This is a genomic window from Pseudarthrobacter sp. C4D7 (assembly GCF_013359725.1).
Lineage (GTDB): Bacteria > Actinomycetota > Actinomycetes > Actinomycetales > Micrococcaceae > Arthrobacter.
In genome coordinates this window covers 1-15,704 of the sequence record NZ_JABFMW010000034.1, presented here as the reverse complement: position 1 = coordinate 15,704, position 15,704 = coordinate 1, and the positions used below count along the sequence as shown (strand labels likewise).

Below are 15,704 nucleotides of genomic sequence, written 5' to 3'. Positions count from 1 at the left end.
CGGGTGGGGCGTGGCGGGTGCCGAAAGACGGGCCCCGCCGTCACATAAGCGCTTACCCCGGAGTAACCATGTTGGCTGCAGGCTCCGTTGCTACCCTTTTTGGCATGAGCCTCGCAGTCGCCCGAAAGCCCCTCCGTGCCGACGCAGCGCGGAACGTGGACAAGATCATCACGGCTGCGCGCCAATGCTTCCGGGAGTCCGGCCCGGACGTACCGCTTCAGACCATCGCAAACACCGCCGGCGTGGGGCCGGCAACCCTCTTCCGCAATTTTGCGGACAAGGAAGAACTGGTGCTTGCCGCGCTTAACCGGCAGCTCCGGCTCACGGTCGACCCCGTGATGGACGGCGCGCTGGCGGACATCGACGCCGCCGCAGGCCTGCTGCGCGTCCTCGAGTCCCTGATGGCGGCAGCCAGCGACGACGCCAACCTGCTCTGCGCGGTGGCGGGGCGGCGGGAACTCCTGACCGGAATTACGGGTTCCCTGATGGAATCAATGAGCATCCTTTTGGTGCGCGGACAGGGACAGGGCAGCCTGCGTAAGGATATTTCCATGACGGACCTGTTCCGCCTGCTAGCCATGCTGATCGGCGTAGTGGACACCATGGAACCCGGTTCCGACGCCTGGCGCCGCCCGCTCGCGCTGGTGGAAGACGCCATCCGGACGGTCCGCCCGTCGCGCCCGCTCCCCGTATTCGTGCCGGTCCCGGCTGCTTCGAGCACCACCACCGTGCCCGGCCAGCCAGGAGTCCTGCCGGAATAGGCCCTCCCGGAGGAGGCCGGCAGTTCCCGCCTTCACCATTGTTACCGGAAAGTACGTGCAATAAACTCAGGGATGGGGTTAGGCAGCCAGCCCCGGCACTTCCATGTTGGAGCGACCCCATGCACTTCGCGCCCGATCCCAGCGTCACGGCCGCACTGCAATGAACCACTCGAAGCTTCTCCGCTACCTCAATGATCCCCGCGGACCGGAAGAAGTACTGCCCGCGCTGACAGCCGGGGAGCTGATCGAACTGCTTGACGCCCTGTACCAGAACCTGGACACCCCGGAACCTGAGTTTGGCGCGCAGGCCTGGTATGAGATGGGCGTGGAGGAAAGCTTCCGCCGGTCCGCCTCACCTGAGGGAACCGCCCACGGCGTGGCCTAGCCAGGACAGGCTGCGGATGACAATCGCCCGCAGCAGCGTGAAGCCTCTGGCCAGGCCGGCTGCGATGCCAACCGCGCGTCAGGTGTCTTCCGCGACCTTTTCGCCGGCGCCGCCCTCTCCGGCCCGTGCGCTCTCCTGACCGGGCTGGTCCTGGCCAGCCTGGTCCTGCCGGGGTTGTTCTTGCCGGGATTGTTCCCTTGAGTGGTGCTCTTGGGCCGACTGGCCGTGTCCCTGGTAGCCGTGGCCGGGATGTTCGTGGAACTCGTTGGGAACATGGTCCTTGGCTTCCATCAGGTGCTGCTGGAGTTTCTCCTCCGCATCCCGGCGCCTCCTGGACGTGTCCCGCAGTTCCCGCGTTGATTCTGAACCGCGCGGATCAACAGGCCGTGACTGATCGTCCATCTCGATTCCTCCCTTAGTGGCCGCCTTGGTGTGGGCTGCCTCTCATCCAGTCCATCACAGATGGCGCCGCGAGGGATGGGCCGCTAGGCCCTGCCCGCGTCAGCCCGCTTGCGGATTTCCCTGCGCACCAAGGCCTGAAGGGCCGGCACTGACGACGACGGGTCCAGAGTGAGTGCCTCCCGAAGCCTTTGGGAGAGAAGGTCCAGGTCTTCTTCCGGAACGTCCGAAAGCCCGGAAAAGCGCTTGAAGAAGCGTCGGGCTGGCAGGCCCGCCCGTCGTCGGGCGTTCTGATGCCGGAGCCTGGCCGCCGGGCCGCCTGCCGGATGCAGTGGATTTTCCATGGTTGCCATTCGATAGGGAATTCCATGGCCAACTGCATAAGCCGTTCCCATAGTACAACCGGGACCACCGGAAAAAAGTGACCTGAATCACTGTTTGAAGCAGGGCGTGCCGGTTCAGTTCCAGCCCAGGGTCCGCAATAACGCCGCAGTACCGGCCCCGGCGATCACCACCACCAGGAACGGCGCACGAAGGACCAGGGCAATTGCAGCCGCGGCCAGCGCTCCCAGCCGGGCATCAGCAGCGAGTCCTTGGCCGGACACCACCGCATTCACCACTGTCAGGGAGGCCAGCAGGCCGATGGTCATGGTTCCTGCAACGCGTGATGTGCGCGGGTCTTCAAGGAGCCTGGCGGGAACAAGGTAGCCCACCAGCTTCCATGCGTAAGCAAGGAAGCAGGCAAGGAGCAGCCAGATCCAGAGCGTCATGCGCCTGCCTCCGGGTCCGGGTCCCTGCTGGGCTCCGGTGCGTTGCGGCGGTCATGATGGTGGCTGTGGCCATGGGATCCGTACGGCTCGACGTCGGGTTCCAGTCCTTCGTCACGGCGCCCGTGGCTGAACCAGCCGGCCACCGCGGCAACCACCGCGGACACCAGGATGGGCACGCCTGCCGGGACGAAGGGAACGGCAACCACCGTAGCCACGGCGCACGCCACGGCGATGGCGACCGGTTCCCGGCCCTTGAGCCGGGGCCAGAGCAGCGCCAGGAAAGCAGCGACTGCGGCGCCGTCCAGCCCCCACTGCTTGGGGTCACCCAGCCCGCTTCCGGCCAACGCCCCTACCGCGGTGAAGAGGTTCCAGAGCACGTAGACGCCCACTCCGGCAGTCCAAAATCCGCGACGCTGTTCGGCCGGGTCCGTCTGGCCCGTGCTGGTGGCCGTGGATTCGTCGATGGTCAGCTGCGCCCCAACGTACTTGCGCCAGCCGGTTGGGCGGAGCAGCGCGTTCAACTGCATGCCGTAGATGCCGTTGCGCATGCCCAGGAGGGTGGCAGCACTCATGGCCGCAATACCGGAACCGCCGCCTGCCACCACCCCGATGAACGCGAACTGGGAGCCGCCGCTGAAGAGCAGCAGGCTTAGCGCCATGGTCTGCCAGAAGTTGAGTCCGGAGGTCACCGCCAACGCGCCGAATGAGACACCGTACAGGCCCGTGGCAATGCTGATGGAGATCCCTACCCTGACCGCCGGCGAGGCCAGCAGCTTCACCCCCGGCCACCCGGTTTTCGGTTGGCCAAAGCCGGTTTCCGCAGGCTCCAGGCCCACAGGATCAGCGGGGCCTGGAGCGGAAGCCGTACCGCGTGGATCTTCCGCCGCGTCGGCGTCCCTTCCGGCCCGTAGGCCCGCACGAGGGCATCCACATGCCCGGCCAGGAAGGCAGTGAACATCGCAGTGACAGCCGTCGCGGTCAGCTTCCGGGCAGGCGGGAGGAGAATCCCGACGGCGGCGGCGAGCTCCAGCAGGCCGCTCACGGCGATCCATTCGTCCCGGGACAGGAGGGCCCACGGATGTTGGGGTGTGCCTTTGTTGGTTTCACCGGGCACCGGGTCCTGCCGGCAGAGGTATTCCGGAACAACATCCCGGTAAAAGCCGGGGTCCCTGAAATGCTTTCCGGCGCTGGCCAGCAGAAGGGCTCCCATGGCTGCCGCGGACAGATGTTGCAGGGCCGGACCGATACAGGACGGTTTTAGCGCGGACAGGCCCTTGGCAGCGGGGCCGGACCTGGGAAGAGACATGGAACCACTCAATCACAGCCACAGCGCGGCCAGGAAACCGGCATTGGAGGCAGGACGGCCAAGCCCGCGCAGCGGCCATTCACCGTCACGCGGTGTTGGGGGCATTACGGCCAGGTGGCCGGCGAGCGACCATACGGTGGCGGTGGGGACGGATAGTCCAGCGGCCGCCCTGCGTCCAACAGGGGTGGGCCAACGTAGCGCAGCTCCCCGTAGCTGCTGTCCATGAACCGGTATTCGGGCGCAGAGAGTTCCGCCGGGCTTTCCGCGCTGGTTGGGCTGTTCAGGCTGGAAGCGTTTTGCCCGCTGGCCAAGGAGAACAGTTCCTCCGCGGTGCGGGCCAGCGACAGGTGGGCGGCGCCACCCATACCCGTCCGGCGGCGTGCAGCCAGGAGGCGGACCGCGGCCGCGGCAACCCCGTAGCCCGTGGCGTGGTCCAGCGCCTGCACCGGCAGGGCACCCGGGCGCCACCCGCCGTCGTCGTCCTTTATGCCGTAGATGTGGGCGATTCCGCAGGCAGCCTGCACAATACTGTCGAAACCGCGCAGGCCGCTCCAAGGACCCGCACGGCCCCAACTGTCCAGGGAGACCACCACCAGCCCCGGGTGTGCTGCCATCAGATCCCTCGGACTGAGGCCAAACCGGTCCAGCGCACCGTGCCGGTAGCCCGTGACCACGGCATCCGCGCCGGCCAGGAGTTGCTGGAGCTGATGCTGGTTGGCCGGGCGCTCCACGTCGAAGGATGCGCTGCTCTTGCCGAAGGCCGTGTCCACAAACTGGTCTTCGATCTCGGGAATCGCGGGCGGATCGATCCGCAGGACATCTGCTCCAAGGGCAGCAAGCAGCCGGGTAGCGACTGGACCGGCGATGACCCGTGTCAGGTCCAGGACCCGCAGCCCGGCCAAGGGCAGGCCCGCGGCGCGGTGAGCCGTGCCGGAAGCGTCGCCTGTTGCCGCGGCAGCTTCCCGCAGCCCGAAGCCGGCAGTTCTGCCGTCCGGATACTCCACCGCGACCCACGGCCCCGAACCTGCAGCGCGGCCCATATCAGTCGCAAGCCATTCACTCCGTGTCCGGACCGCCGCGGCAATCCCGCCCTGTTCCTGGATGGCAGCCTCGGCGTCCAGCGCAGGCAGGGAGCGAAGTTCCCGTTCCACCTCTTCCGCCGAAGTGGCACCCAGTGCCTGCAGGAGCCGCTGCTCGTGATGCGGGTAGTTGGCGTGCAGCCGGATCCAGCCGTCGGCGGTCTTTCGGAAGCCGGAAAGGGGCGCGAAGCCCTGCGGTTTGCGCCCTGCGATCCGGAGATGGCCGAAGGAATCGAACGCGGGAGCGGTCAGTTCGGGTGTAGTGCCAAAGCGGTCGGGCGTGCCCGTGTATAGGTTCACCGCTTCCGCCGCGGCTTCCACGGACTGCAGCGCCAGGCCTTCGACGTCCAGCGGGCCACCCCACCACCGGGGCACGGAGTAGCTGCCGACGGCGTTCATGTCAGGGCTACTTTCCCTGCGGCGCGGCCATGTGCAGCTGTTCCAAAACCCTGGCCGGCACGTTCGAGGTGATCTCCTGGATGCCCAGTCCCTGGCAGAGTGCAACGTCTTCCGGGGAATCCACGGTCCACACCCTGAAGCGGCGTCCGGAATCCAGCCAGCGGCGGACAGTGTCGGGCCGTTCACGGACGTAGTCGATGCCGGGCCCGGCCATCCCCACCTCCCGGCCGTCCAGGATCTTTTCGCCCTCCAGTTGGGTCGCCTTCATCAGGTTGGCAATGGCACCGCCGGTAATGGGACCCACCCCAAGGCCGCCGCGGATCTCATGGACCGTGAGGTCGTCAACCAGCTGGCAAATGTATTCCGCCGGAACCGAGAGGAGCAGGTGCCGGACCGAATCCGGGCTGAAACTCATGAAGGTCACGGCCACGTTGTCCACCGTGGAGCTTTGCGGGTCCCATCCTTCGCTGCGGAGCACCTCCAGGACCCGGTCCTCCAGCTTGAGCTGGTAGGGGCTGGGATGCTTAAGCTCGATGGCGAGTTTCACGGGCCTGCCCGCTCCGCGCAGGATGTCCAGGAGTTCCGGAAGGGTGAGCAGCTGCTCGGTGCGCGCCCCGTAGGTTTCGGGAATACGCACCCCCTTCCAGGACGAGAAGTCCAGCTGACGCAGTTCCTGCAGGGTCCGTTCGGCCACCGGGCCTGTCCCGTCCGATGTGCGGTCCAGGTTGGCGTCATGGAGCAGCACCACATGCTGGTCGCGCGTCAGGTGGACATCGCATTCAACGCCGTCGGCGCCGTCGGCCAGGGCCTGCAGGTAGGCGGCGCGGGTATGTTCGGCATACATGCCACTGGAACCGCGATGGGCAAAGACCAGCGGCCGCTGCGGCACTGACTCCTCAACTGTCATGGACACACGGTAGCCGACCGGCCCCCTCCTTCAGGGCTAGGCTTGGCACATGCAGGTGAATTCTGAGGCAACTACTGGGCCAACCACGCAGGAGGCACCTGTGGAGGCAGAGCAACAGGCGCGCCCGGGCACTGCGGCGGCAGGCGCCGTCGTAAGCCGCCAGCTTGGTGCCGCCGACGCCGAAAAAGCGGCAGCGCTGCGGAAAATGAAGCTCCTGGCGCTGAGCCTGCTGATCGCCATGGCCGTGATCTTCGTCTTCGCCTTCGCCCTGCAAAAAGAGTATCCGTGGCTGCAGTACGTGCGTGCGGCGGCCGAGGGCGGCATGGTGGGCGCACTGGCCGACTGGTTCGCCGTGACAGCCCTGTTCAAGTACCCCATGGGCATCAAGATCCCCCACACGGCCATCATTCCGCGCCGCAAAGACCAGATCGGCGCCTCCCTGGGCGAGTTCGTGGAGACTAATTTCCTCTCCGAACAGGTGGTCCAGGACAAGCTGGCCAGCGTCAACATCGCCCGCCGGGCCGGCGAATGGCTGGCAGCACCCGGGGGTGCTGACCGGGTGGCCAAGGAAGGTGCAGCGGTGATCCGTGGCGCCTTCACGGTGTTGAACGACGACGACGTCCAGGCCGTCATCGAGGGCATGGTCCGCAAGCACCTCCTCACTCCGCCGTGGGGACCTCCGGTGGGCAGGCTGGCGGAACGGATCTTCCACGACGGTCACCACCACACGCTGGTGGATCTGCTGGTGGACCGTGCCGCCGACTGGGTGGACGACAACCACGAGACCGTCACCCGCCTGGTCTCCGACCGCTCCCCCACCTGGGTTCCGCAGTTCGTGGACGGGATGGTGGGCGACAAGGTCTACCTCGAGATACTCAAATTCGTGCGTGCCGTGCAGGCCGACCCCCGCCACCAGGTGCGCCAGTCGATCGACAAGTACCTGAACGACCTCGCGCAGGACCTGCAGCACGATCCGGCGATGATAGCCCGCGCGGAGGACGTCAAGGCTCAGGTCCTGGGTGATCCAGAGGTGCGCGAGCTCGCGTCCCGGACCTGGGGCACCGTCAAGAACGCGCTGCTGGGTGCCGTTGACGATCCGGACAGCGAGCTCACCATCAAGTTCAAGGCCGCCGTGCGCGATTTCGGCACCCGACTGGTGCAGGACCCGGAACTGGCAGGCAAGGTCAACGCCTGGATCGGTGACGCCGCAGCCTACCTTGTCCGGACGTACCGTTCCGATATCGCCGGGGTCATCACCGACACGGTTGCGCGCTGGGACGCCGAGGAAACCTCGCAGAAGATCGAGCTCCAGGTGGGCAAGGACCTGCAGTTCATTCGCATCAACGGCACCGTGGTGGGGTCCTTGGCCGGCCTGGCGATTTTCACGGTGGCGCAACTGATTTTTGGGTAACTTTCCTGTCGGCGGCTTTTCGCTGCGGATAGAGTTTGGCGCTGCGCAGATTCCTTTTCGCGCGGAGTATTTGGGGTGCGGAAAGTAGGCTGCGCAGCGGGAATGCGTACGACGGCGGCGCCCGGTTTTGGTGCTCACTGGCAGCCGGTTTGAATGTCAGTGGGTCGCGCGATGATGTCGGTATGGGAAACAGCGCGGACCGGACAGCGATGCCGGAAGGTATTGGCGGCTCTGTTGCTGCCCTGGATGCGCTGGACAGTGAGGACGCCCTCCTGGCTGCCGGGGTCGGCGTTGGTGCTGATGTTGACGTGTTGCAGCGGCGGTATGGGATTCGGCTGGAACGGCTGGAGCTTCGGTCCCATCTCGCGGCTCAACTCGCCGCTGGGCAGGCGCGGGAGGCCGCCGATGCCGTCGAATTTCAGCAGGCGATGACCCCGCCGGACGCGTCCGTGGATGACCGCACCTACGCGGAAATGTCCGTGGTGGAGGAGATCGCCGGCGTCCTCACCATCAGTTCCGCGGCCGCGGGCGCCCTGGTGGAGCAGTCCCGCCGGATCTGCGCCCAGCCGCTGGTGCTCGAGGCGCTGTCCGCCGGAACAATGTCGTGGCAGCATGCCCGGATCGTCGCCGACGAAACCGAGAGCCTCACCGCTGAGGATGCGGCGTCTTTGGTGGCGCATTTCTTCGACCCGGACGCACGGAATCCCGCCCGCGGCGCGGCCCCGGGCGACCTCGTCCCGTCCCGGTTTCGGGCCAAGGTCCGGGGGTGGCGGGAGCGCCATCATCCGGAATCGATCGAGAAGCGCCATGCCAAGGGCGCGGCGGACCGGCGGATGGAATACACCCCGGACCGGGACGGCATGGCCTGGATCTCCCTCTACCTCCCCGGAGACACCGCATGCGCCATCTGGAACCGCACCACCGCCACCGCCCGCGGCCTCCAAGGACCCAATGAACCACGCACCCTCACCCAACTCCGCCCCGACATCGCCGCGTCCCTGCTGCTGGGGGCCGGAACCGCCACTGAACTCAGCAAGGTCCCCGCCCCGCGGGTCGATGTCCTGGTCACCGTGCCCGTGTTCGCCCTCCTCGGAGCCACCGACGAACCCGCCGTACTCGATGGATTCGGGCCGATCCCGGCGTCCAGGGCGCGGAGGCTGGTCGCGGACGGGGCCGACTCCTTTTACCGGGTCCTGGTCGACCCAAGGGACGGGGCACCCCTGGAAATCGGCCGGAAGAACTACCGGCTCACCGAAACCATCAAACGCTGGATCAGGCTGCGCGATGCCAAGTGCACGTTCCCCGGTTGCACCAACAACACCCCCGACAACGAAACCGACCACCTCACCGCGTGGGACCACGGCGGCACCACGGGAATCAGTAACCTGGCACAGCTCTGCCCTAGGCACCACCGCCTCAAACACCACACCCGCTGGACACCCGGCCAGGCCACGAGCAAGGACCCACCAGGCTGGACCTCACCCACAGGGCGCCACTACGAACCCGAACACCCCGCCCCCGAACCAACCCACTGGCCACAATGGCTTATGCCCGCCGCAGGCCAATTCATCGATGCCAGGTGTGCAGATGCCAGGTGCATAGACGCCGGCCCGGAAGACCTCCCACCTTGGGAACCCGACGACGACTCACTCATCGACCCCGATGACCTCTCACCGGACGATCCACTCTGGGCAGAACTCCTCGCAACGCAACTGCTCGAGACGCCATTAGTCCCATCGGGATGATGGGCGCCCTGAACAATCCAAAGGTCAGCAGCCCCGAAGTCCGGAGCACGCCCCCTCTACGCGAAGGCCTCCAGCTCAACGCCTGCAGCCTCGAGGCCTTCCCGGATGCGCACCGCCGCCTCTACAGCTTCCGGGCTGCCGCCCGGCAGGCGCAGGGAGTCCGGCGTAACCCTGACTACCGAACCGTCAATGGCCACCACTTCGCCTCGTGTTGCCAGCCGCACGGCCCGCTCCACGATCGTGTCGACGTCGTTCAGCAGCGCGTCTTCCCTGGAAAGTGGCACCAGCGTGCCGTCGGCGAAGTAGGCGCGGTCGGCGTAAGCCTCGGTGAACACAGGGTGGCCGGCCTCCTTGGCCTGCTTCAACAACTCCGAGCCGGGAAAACCCAGGATGGGCAGGCCGGGATCGTAGGCGTTCACGGCAGCCACCAGCGCGGAAGCCTGTTCAACGTCATGGATCAACGTCTCGTACAGCGCACCGTGGGGCTTCACGAAGTCCACGGAGGCACCCACGGCATGCGCGACGCCGTCGAGTGCGCCCAGCTGGTAGAGGACGTCGCCGAAAAGTTCGTCAAAGCTCATGTCCAGCGAGCGGCGGCCGAATCCGGCCATGTCCCGGTAGCCCAGGTGTGCACCGACGGTGACGTCCAGCTCGTCAGCGGCCCGGCAGCTGTCCAGCATGGTGACCGGATCGCCCGCGTGGAGGCCGCAGGCTACGTTGACGCTGGTGGCCAGCTGCAACATTACCGGCTCGCCTCCCGCGGTCCAGGAACCGAATGATTGGCCTACGTCAGCGTTGAGATCCAAGTGTGTTGCCTTCCAGGGTCAGGTTGTCCGGCCCGGTGGCCGCGGTCAGCTCCCCGGGAATGGTGTCCGGCATGGGTCCGAACGCCTCCCGGGCGTTCTTGGCCACTGCTCGGCCCATCATGAGGTTACCGGCTCCGCCCACAACTGCCCCTATACCGAACGGGAGGGCACGGCCGAACAGCGCCGTCCCCTGCCGTTTGAGCAGGTTTTTGAGGAAGGCGTTCTGGATCTTCTTCCGGACACTGCCAAATCCCGGGATCGAGGACCGGGACAGCACATTTCCCCAAACGTCCGCGGGTTTTGCCCCTCCGGCAGCCTGGCCACTGAGCGTTCCCAGCAGTGCGGTCCCTTCCTCGCCAAGCATGATGGCCATGACCATGGTGCCGGCCTTTTCAGGATTGGTGAGGCGAATGCCATGGAGCTCCGCCAGTGAGGTGGCGTAAAGCGCAGTTGCCTCGAGGAAACCGACGGTTGCGGCCGCGGAAAGTCCCAGCGATGCGACGGTTCCAACACCGGGAACGACGGCGGTGGCACCCACCAGGGCACCCCCACCGGCCACGGCCCTTAGGTAATCGCGCTCCGCTATTCCCGCCAACTGGGCGGCCGTAGCCCGCGGATGCTTCTTCTGGAGCCTCCGAATGTAGGCCACCACGAGGGGCCGCTGGACCTGCACTGCCTTCAGGAGCATGTTGTGGACGCCGGGCTTGGGCTTGCCGTCGGCGTCGAACATCGCGCTGTGGGCGGTTTCCTGTGCGATACGTAGTGCGGGATTGCTGCGCCTGGCCATGGTCACCTTCATTCAAATCGACCTGCAGCGGGTTGGCTGCCGTGCTTATCCATCCTATGTGGACAACAGTAAGCATGCTGAACTTTTTGTCCCGCGGGGTCGGGCCTGTACAGGTGGATGCCCCGCTTCCGGCACGGCCTGAAGCTGCCCGGCTGAGGCCGTGACGTCCCGAGGCGTGCGGACTTCCGTTCAGATCACCGCTTGACCCGCTCTTCGCCCGCTTCTGCGGCGGCACCCGGACGGACAGCCTTGCCGGTTGCTGCGTCGGTAAAGTCCTGGTCTGCCTGGAGTTCAGCCTGGAACGTGGCAAAACGGGCCTGGTGCGCGGGCCGGCGCCGGAGGACGAACCAGGCGGCTCCAAGCAAAATGAACCACACCGGGGTGACCAGCAGCGCCACAAGGGTGTCCGGCTGGGTGGTGAGGGCCCAGATGACGAACGCGAAGAAGGCAAAGACCACCCAGACCATGGCGACACCGCCGGGCATCTTGAACTTCGAGGCCTCGTGCAGGTGCGGCCGGCGGCGGCGGAAGGCGATGTAGCTGGCCAGGATGATCGACCAGACGAAGACGAAGCAGACAGCGGAGACGGTGGTCACCATGTCGAAGGCCTTCCCCACATCCTGGCCTGCATACATCAGGACGACGCCGGACAGCAGCAGCACGCAGGAGAGGAACAGTGCGTTTTGGGGCACCTTCCGCCGGGACAGTTTGCCAAAGAGGTCAGGAGCGTCGCCTTCCTGGGCAAGGCCGAAGACCATGCGGGAGGTCGAGTAGATGCCCGAGTTGGCTGAGGACATCGCGGAACTGAGCACCACGAGGTTGACCACGGTGGCCGCAGCACCCAGCCCCGCCAGCGAGAACATCGCGATGAACGGGCTGTGGCCGGCCTGGAACTGCGTCCACGGCGTAACGGCCATCAGGATGATGAGTGCACCCACGTAGAAGAGAAGGACGCGGATGGGAATGGAGTTGATGGCCCTGGGCAGGTTCCGCTCCGGATTCTTGGCCTCGGCGGCGGTGGTTCCCACCAGTTCGATGCCCACGAAGGCGAACACTGCGATCTGGAAGCCGGCCACGAAGCCCATGAACTCGTTCGGGAAGAATCCGCCGTGGCTCCACAGGTTGGTGAAGGTGGCAGGGCCGGCGTCGGACTGGAACCCGGTGAAGATCATGAACAGGCCAACGATGATCAGGGCCGCAATGGCAACGATCTTGATGAGCGCGAACCAGAACTCCGTTTCACCGAATGCCTTCACTGTTGTGAGGTTCAGCAGGAGCAGGATGGCCACAGTGGCCAGGCCGGGAATCCACAAGGGCAGCCCGGGCCACAGTTCGCGGGAGTACCCGGCGATGGCAATGACATCGGCAATGCCGGTGATGACCCAGCAGAACCAGTAGGTCCAGCCCGTAAAGAAACCGGCCCAGGGTCCCAGCAGGTCGGCGGCAAAATCGCTGAACGACTTGTAGTTGAGGTTGCTGAGCAGCAACTCGCCCATGGCACGCATGACGAAGAACAGCATGAAGCCGATGATCATGTACACGAAGATCACCGAGGGGCCGGCCGCCGAGATCGTCTTGCCGGAACCCATGAACAGGCCGGTGCCGATTGCGCCGCCGATGGCGATCAGTTGGATGTGGCGGTTGCTGAGCTGCCGCTCCAGGTGCGGGGCTCCGCCGCCGGGGGACGTCGGGGAATGGGTCGTCATTGAGGAACTCCATCGTTCGAGCGGCACCCGGGGTGTCGCAAAGATTGGATTTCCTCCCCGCTCTGTCTGGGACCTGAGAGTTTCCACGCGCCGGAATGGCGTGCTTGCACCGTCGGTGAGCCAGGACAGGGCCTGGCTGCTTTCCAGAGATGCCTCACCGCGGCGGTACGGGGGCCTGAGAGTTTCCTGGGGAGGGTTTGCTCCTACGGCGCCTGCTGAACGTACCGGCAGGGCTCTCCCGCCGCAGGTCAAAAGCGTTGATTGGTAAACCAGTGTTCAGTTATCTGAAGGTATCCACCCTTGGCGCGGCGATCCGCGGCACGGACGGTGGAGACTTCGGTGATCCCGCCGGCGAACGGAGCGCCCAGCGTCCTTGGGCCAGTTCCGCTGCCCGGCCGGATCACGGGGTTCAGTGTGGCGTCCGTCACGGATAAAAGTCAAGCCCGCTGCCGCCCGGTCCTTGTAACACCCGGCGGGCGTCATTCGGGGCGGATCGATTTGCCCATGCACCAGCCAGCCTGTAACCTGTGAGCCGAATCACCCACATTTCAATATGCCTTTCGAGCTGTGGCGGGAGAGTTCTCCCGGCCATCACCGGGCAGGCGCCGTAGGAGCAAATCCTCCCCAGGAATCTCTCAGGCCCATGTACCGTCACGGCGAGGCGACTCTGGAAAGCAGTGCTGCTCCGGCAGTACTCACCGACGGTGCAAGCAGGCCCTGTAGTGGGCATGCGGAATCTCTCAGGTCCAATACAGAGCGGGGAGGAACCCGATCCATGCCGAGCCACCCGTGGCCGGCCGAACCTGGAGTTCCTCATGACGATTCAATCCCAACCGTCTGTCTTTGCGGACCGGCACATTGGTGCACGCCGACAGGCTGACATTGACACCATGCTGAAGGCCGTTGGCTATGACAGCGTCGACAGCCTGGTGGACATCGCTGTCCCCAATTCCATCCGCCAGTCCAAGCCGCTCGCGCTCAAGGGCGCCCTGAGCGAGGTTGAGGTGCTTGCGGAACTGCGCAGGCTCGCCGCCAAGAACAAGACTGCCGTCCAGATGATCGGCCAGGGCTACTACGACACCATCACCCCTGCCGTGATCCGCCGGAACGTGCTGGAAGCCCCGGCCTGGTACACGGCCTACACCCCGTACCAGCCCGAGATTTCCCAGGGCCGGCTCGAGGCGCTGCTGAACTTCCAGACCATGGTCCAGGACCTGGTGGGCCTGCCCATCGCCAACGCTTCGCTGCTGGATGAAGCCACCGCCGTGGCCGAGGCGGTGCTGATGATGCGCCGTGCCAACAAGAACAAGGACGCCCGCGACGGCAAGACCGTCCTGGACGCCGACGTCCTGCCGCAGACCATCGCCATCGTCAAAGGCCGCGCCGAAGCGCTCGGCTTCGAGGTTGAAGTCGCCGACCTGTCCAAGGGACTCCCTGAAGGCGCGATCAACGGGATCGTGCTCCAGCAGCCCGGCGTCTCCGGCCGCGTCTTCAACCACGCAGGCGTCATCGCCGAAGCCAAGGAGCGCGGCGCGCTGGTCACCGTCGCCGCGGACCTGCTGGCACTGACCCTGATCACCCCTCCCGGTGAGCAGGGTGCCGACATCGCTGTCGGCTCAACCCAGCGTTTCGGTGTCCCGCTGTTCTTCGGCGGCCCGCACGCCGCCTACATGGCCGTGGCCAAGGGCCTGGAACGCTCCATGCCCGGCCGCCTCGTCGGTGTCTCCAAGGACGACGCCGGCCTCCCGGCCTACCGCCTGGCCCTGCAGACCCGCGAGCAGCACATCCGCCGCGAGAAGGCCACGTCAAACATCTGCACGGCGCAGGCCCTGCTGGCCATCGTGTCCTCCTTCTACGCCGTCTACCACGGCCCCGACGGACTGAAGGCCATCGCCGAGCGCGTCCACAACAACGCCTGCGTCCTCGCCACCACCCTCAAGGCCGCCGGACGGGAGCTGGCCACCGAGACGTTCTTCGACACTGTCACGGTCTCCGTTCCCGGCAAGGCCGGCAAGGTCATCACCGCGGCTGAAGCACGCGGCATCAACCTGCGCTACATCGACGCGGACACCATCGGCGTCTCCGTGGATGAAACCACGACGCCGGAAATCCTGTCCGCGATCGCCGTCGCCTTTGGTGCCGGCCCGGTAGTGGACGCCGAGGGCTTCGAGCTGCCCGCAGAGGTGCTCCGCACCTCGGAGTTCCTGCAGCACCCCGTGTTCAACACCCACCGTTCCGAGACCCAGCTGCTGCGTTACATCCGGAAGCTGTCGGACCGGGACCTGGCCCTGGACCGCACCATGATCCCGCTGGGCTCCTGCACCATGAAGCTCAACGCCACCGCCGAGATGGAAGCCATCTCCTGGCCGGAGTTCGCCTCCATCCACCCGTTCGCCCCGGAATCCCAGACCAAGGGCTGGCGTGAACTGATCAGTGGCCTGGAAGCCGACCTGGCGGAAATCACCGGCTACGACCAGGTGTCGCTCCAGCCCAATGCCGGTTCCCAGGGCGAGCTCGCCGGCCTGCTGGCCATCCGCGGCTACCACCGCGCCAACGGCGATACCCAGCGCAACGTCTGCCTGATCCCGGCATCGGCCCACGGCACCAACGCCGCTTCCGCCGTCCTGGCCGGAATGAAGGTCGTCGTCGTCGCCACCGCCGCCGACGGCACGATCGACCACGAGGACCTGTACGCGAAGATCGAGGCGAACAAGGACGTCCTCTCGGCGATCATGATCACCTACCCCTCCACCCACGGCGTCTACGACGCGGACGTGACCGAGATCTGCGAGGCTGTGCACGCTGCCGGCGGCCAGGTCTACGTCGACGGGGCCAACCTGAACGCCCTGGTGGGCCTGGCCCAGCCCGGCAAGTTCGGCGGCGACGTCTCCCACCTGAACCTGCACAAGACCTTCTGCATCCCGCACGGCGGCGGCGGACCCGGCGTCGGACCCGTGGCAGCCAAGGCCCACCTGGCACCGTTCATGCCCGGTGACGCCAACAAGGCAGCGCACCAGGAAGGCCACGGTGTGGCCATCAGCGCCTCTAACTTTGGCTCGGCCGGCGTCCTCCCGATCTCCTGGGCGTACGTGAAGCTCATGGGCGGCGAGGGCCTGACCGAAGCCACCAAGTCCGCGCTCCTGGCCGCCAATTATGTCGCTTCCCGGCTGAACGAGTTCTACCCGGTCCTCTACACCGGGGAAGGCGGACTCGTGGCGCACGAATGCATCCTGGACCTGCGCG

15 protein-coding genes and 2 riboswitches are annotated in these 15,704 nt (G+C 66.1%); of the genes, 5 read left to right on the top strand and 10 right to left on the bottom strand.

Going from position 1 to position 15,704, the window contains the following annotated elements; genetic code table 11:
• The first annotated feature begins 104 nt into the window (after positions 1-104).
• Positions 105-761, top strand: a complete 657-nt coding sequence (locus tag HNO81_RS17610) for a TetR/AcrR family transcriptional regulator (protein ID WP_175319397.1) — start codon at positions 105-107, stop codon at positions 759-761.
• A 160-nt stretch (positions 762-921) separates the two neighbouring features.
• Positions 922-1,146: a hypothetical protein gene (locus tag HNO81_RS17605; protein WP_175319396.1), complete on the top strand. Its 225-nt coding sequence runs from the start codon at positions 922-924 to the stop codon at positions 1,144-1,146.
• A gap of 78 nt (positions 1,147-1,224) precedes the next feature.
• On the opposite strand, the gene HNO81_RS17600 is transcribed toward HNO81_RS17605, so the two are convergent.
• From HNO81_RS17600 to HNO81_RS17570, 7 genes are all read right to left on the bottom strand, one after another.
• Entirely contained in the window at positions 1,225-1,548 is a 324-nt protein-coding gene (locus HNO81_RS17600; protein WP_175319387.1) for a hypothetical protein, read from the bottom strand.
• Between the two features lie 83 nt (positions 1,549-1,631).
• Positions 1,632-1,889 carry a hypothetical protein gene (locus HNO81_RS17595; RefSeq protein ID WP_175319395.1) on the bottom strand — a complete coding sequence of 86 codons (258 nt, stop codon included), beginning with the start codon at positions 1,887-1,889 and terminating at the stop codon, positions 1,632-1,634.
• Between the two features lie 114 nt (positions 1,890-2,003).
• The gene (locus tag HNO81_RS17590; protein ID WP_175319394.1) at positions 2,004-2,315 is read right to left on the bottom strand and encodes an AzlD domain-containing protein; all 312 of its coding nucleotides are present in this window, start codon (positions 2,313-2,315) and stop codon (positions 2,004-2,006) included.
• A complete protein-coding gene (locus tag HNO81_RS17585; protein WP_371818302.1) occupies positions 2,312-3,094 on the bottom strand; it encodes an AzlC family ABC transporter permease in 783 nt (260 codons plus the stop codon). Before HNO81_RS17585 ends, HNO81_RS17590 begins: the two co-directional genes overlap by 4 nt.
• Positions 3,091-3,525 (bottom strand): hypothetical protein, encoded by a 435-nt coding sequence (locus HNO81_RS17580; protein ID WP_175319421.1) that lies wholly within the window; start codon positions 3,523-3,525, stop codon positions 3,091-3,093. The genes HNO81_RS17585 and HNO81_RS17580 overlap by 4 nt, the downstream gene beginning before the upstream one ends.
• A gap of 200 nt (positions 3,526-3,725) precedes the next feature.
• Complete coding sequence (locus HNO81_RS17575; RefSeq protein WP_175319393.1) at positions 3,726-5,099, bottom strand: CoA transferase; 1,374 nt, start codon at positions 5,097-5,099, stop codon at positions 3,726-3,728.
• A 7-nt stretch (positions 5,100-5,106) separates the two neighbouring features.
• Positions 5,107-6,006, bottom strand: coding sequence for a glycerophosphodiester phosphodiesterase family protein (locus HNO81_RS17570; protein ID WP_175319392.1), 900 nt, complete (start codon positions 6,004-6,006; stop codon positions 5,107-5,109).
• A gap of 49 nt (positions 6,007-6,055) precedes the next feature.
• Between HNO81_RS17570 and HNO81_RS17565 the strand changes: the two genes are divergently transcribed.
• Positions 6,056-7,417 (top strand): DUF445 domain-containing protein, encoded by a 1,362-nt coding sequence (locus tag HNO81_RS17565; RefSeq protein ID WP_175319391.1) that lies wholly within the window; start codon positions 6,056-6,058, stop codon positions 7,415-7,417.
• Between the two features lie 182 nt (positions 7,418-7,599).
• Positions 7,600-9,162 (top strand): HNH endonuclease signature motif containing protein, encoded by a 1,563-nt coding sequence (locus HNO81_RS17560; RefSeq protein ID WP_175319390.1) that lies wholly within the window; start codon positions 7,600-7,602, stop codon positions 9,160-9,162.
• A gap of 56 nt (positions 9,163-9,218) precedes the next feature.
• Here HNO81_RS17560 and HNO81_RS17555 read toward each other — a convergent pair whose 3' ends face one another.
• The 3 genes from HNO81_RS17555 to cycA all read right to left on the bottom strand — a co-directional run bounded on the left by HNO81_RS17555 (position 9,219) and on the right by cycA (position 12,461).
• Complete coding sequence (locus HNO81_RS17555; RefSeq protein WP_175319389.1) at positions 9,219-9,968, bottom strand: LamB/YcsF family protein; 750 nt, start codon at positions 9,966-9,968, stop codon at positions 9,219-9,221.
• Positions 9,952-10,755 (bottom strand): hypothetical protein, encoded by an 804-nt coding sequence (locus HNO81_RS17550; protein WP_175319420.1) that lies wholly within the window; start codon positions 10,753-10,755, stop codon positions 9,952-9,954. The genes HNO81_RS17555 and HNO81_RS17550 overlap by 17 nt, the downstream gene beginning before the upstream one ends.
• Before the next feature lie 194 nt (positions 10,756-10,949).
• Positions 10,950-12,461 carry a D-serine/D-alanine/glycine transporter gene (gene cycA, locus HNO81_RS17545; protein WP_254703554.1) on the bottom strand — a complete coding sequence of 504 codons (1,512 nt, stop codon included), beginning with the start codon at positions 12,459-12,461 and terminating at the stop codon, positions 10,950-10,952.
• 153 nt (positions 12,462-12,614) lie between these two features.
• Positions 12,615-12,712: riboswitch (glycine riboswitch) on the bottom strand.
• Between the two features lie 310 nt (positions 12,713-13,022).
• A riboswitch (glycine riboswitch) is annotated at positions 13,023-13,122 on the top strand.
• A 154-nt stretch (positions 13,123-13,276) separates the two neighbouring features.
• Here cycA and gcvP point away from each other — a divergent pair.
• A partial coding sequence (gene gcvP / locus HNO81_RS17540; RefSeq protein WP_175319388.1) for an aminomethyl-transferring glycine dehydrogenase occupies positions 13,277-15,704 on the top strand: 2,428 nt, incomplete at its 3' end.

What these genes read in the sequence shown, in the direction of transcription:
- HNO81_RS17575 (WP_175319393.1), bottom strand. Translation starts at nt 5,099, where the DNA reads ATGAACGCCGTCGGCAGCTACTCCGTGCCCCGGTGGTGGGGTGGCCCG.
- HNO81_RS17600 (WP_175319387.1), bottom strand. Translation starts at nt 1,548, where the DNA reads ATGGACGATCAGTCACGGCCTGTTGATCCGCGCGGTTCAGAATCAACG.
- HNO81_RS17565 (WP_175319391.1), top strand. Translation starts at nt 6,056, where the DNA reads ATGCAGGTGAATTCTGAGGCAACTACTGGGCCAACCACGCAGGAGGCA.
- HNO81_RS17595 (WP_175319395.1), bottom strand. Translation starts at nt 1,889, where the DNA reads ATGGAAAATCCACTGCATCCGGCAGGCGGCCCGGCGGCCAGGCTCCGG.
- HNO81_RS17590 (WP_175319394.1), bottom strand. Translation starts at nt 2,315, where the DNA reads ATGACGCTCTGGATCTGGCTGCTCCTTGCCTGCTTCCTTGCTTACGCA.
- HNO81_RS17610 (WP_175319397.1), top strand. Translation starts at nt 105, where the DNA reads ATGAGCCTCGCAGTCGCCCGAAAGCCCCTCCGTGCCGACGCAGCGCGG.
- HNO81_RS17560 (WP_175319390.1), top strand. Translation starts at nt 7,600, where the DNA reads ATGGGAAACAGCGCGGACCGGACAGCGATGCCGGAAGGTATTGGCGGC.
- HNO81_RS17570 (WP_175319392.1), bottom strand. Translation starts at nt 6,006, where the DNA reads ATGACAGTTGAGGAGTCAGTGCCGCAGCGGCCGCTGGTCTTTGCCCAT.
- cycA (WP_254703554.1), bottom strand. Translation starts at nt 12,461, where the DNA reads ATGACGACCCATTCCCCGACGTCCCCCGGCGGCGGAGCCCCGCACCTG.
- HNO81_RS17605 (WP_175319396.1), top strand. Translation starts at nt 922, where the DNA reads ATGAACCACTCGAAGCTTCTCCGCTACCTCAATGATCCCCGCGGACCG.
- HNO81_RS17550 (WP_175319420.1), bottom strand. Translation starts at nt 10,755, where the DNA reads ATGGCCAGGCGCAGCAATCCCGCACTACGTATCGCACAGGAAACCGCC.
- HNO81_RS17580 (WP_175319421.1), bottom strand. Translation starts at nt 3,525, where the DNA reads ATGGGAGCCCTTCTGCTGGCCAGCGCCGGAAAGCATTTCAGGGACCCC.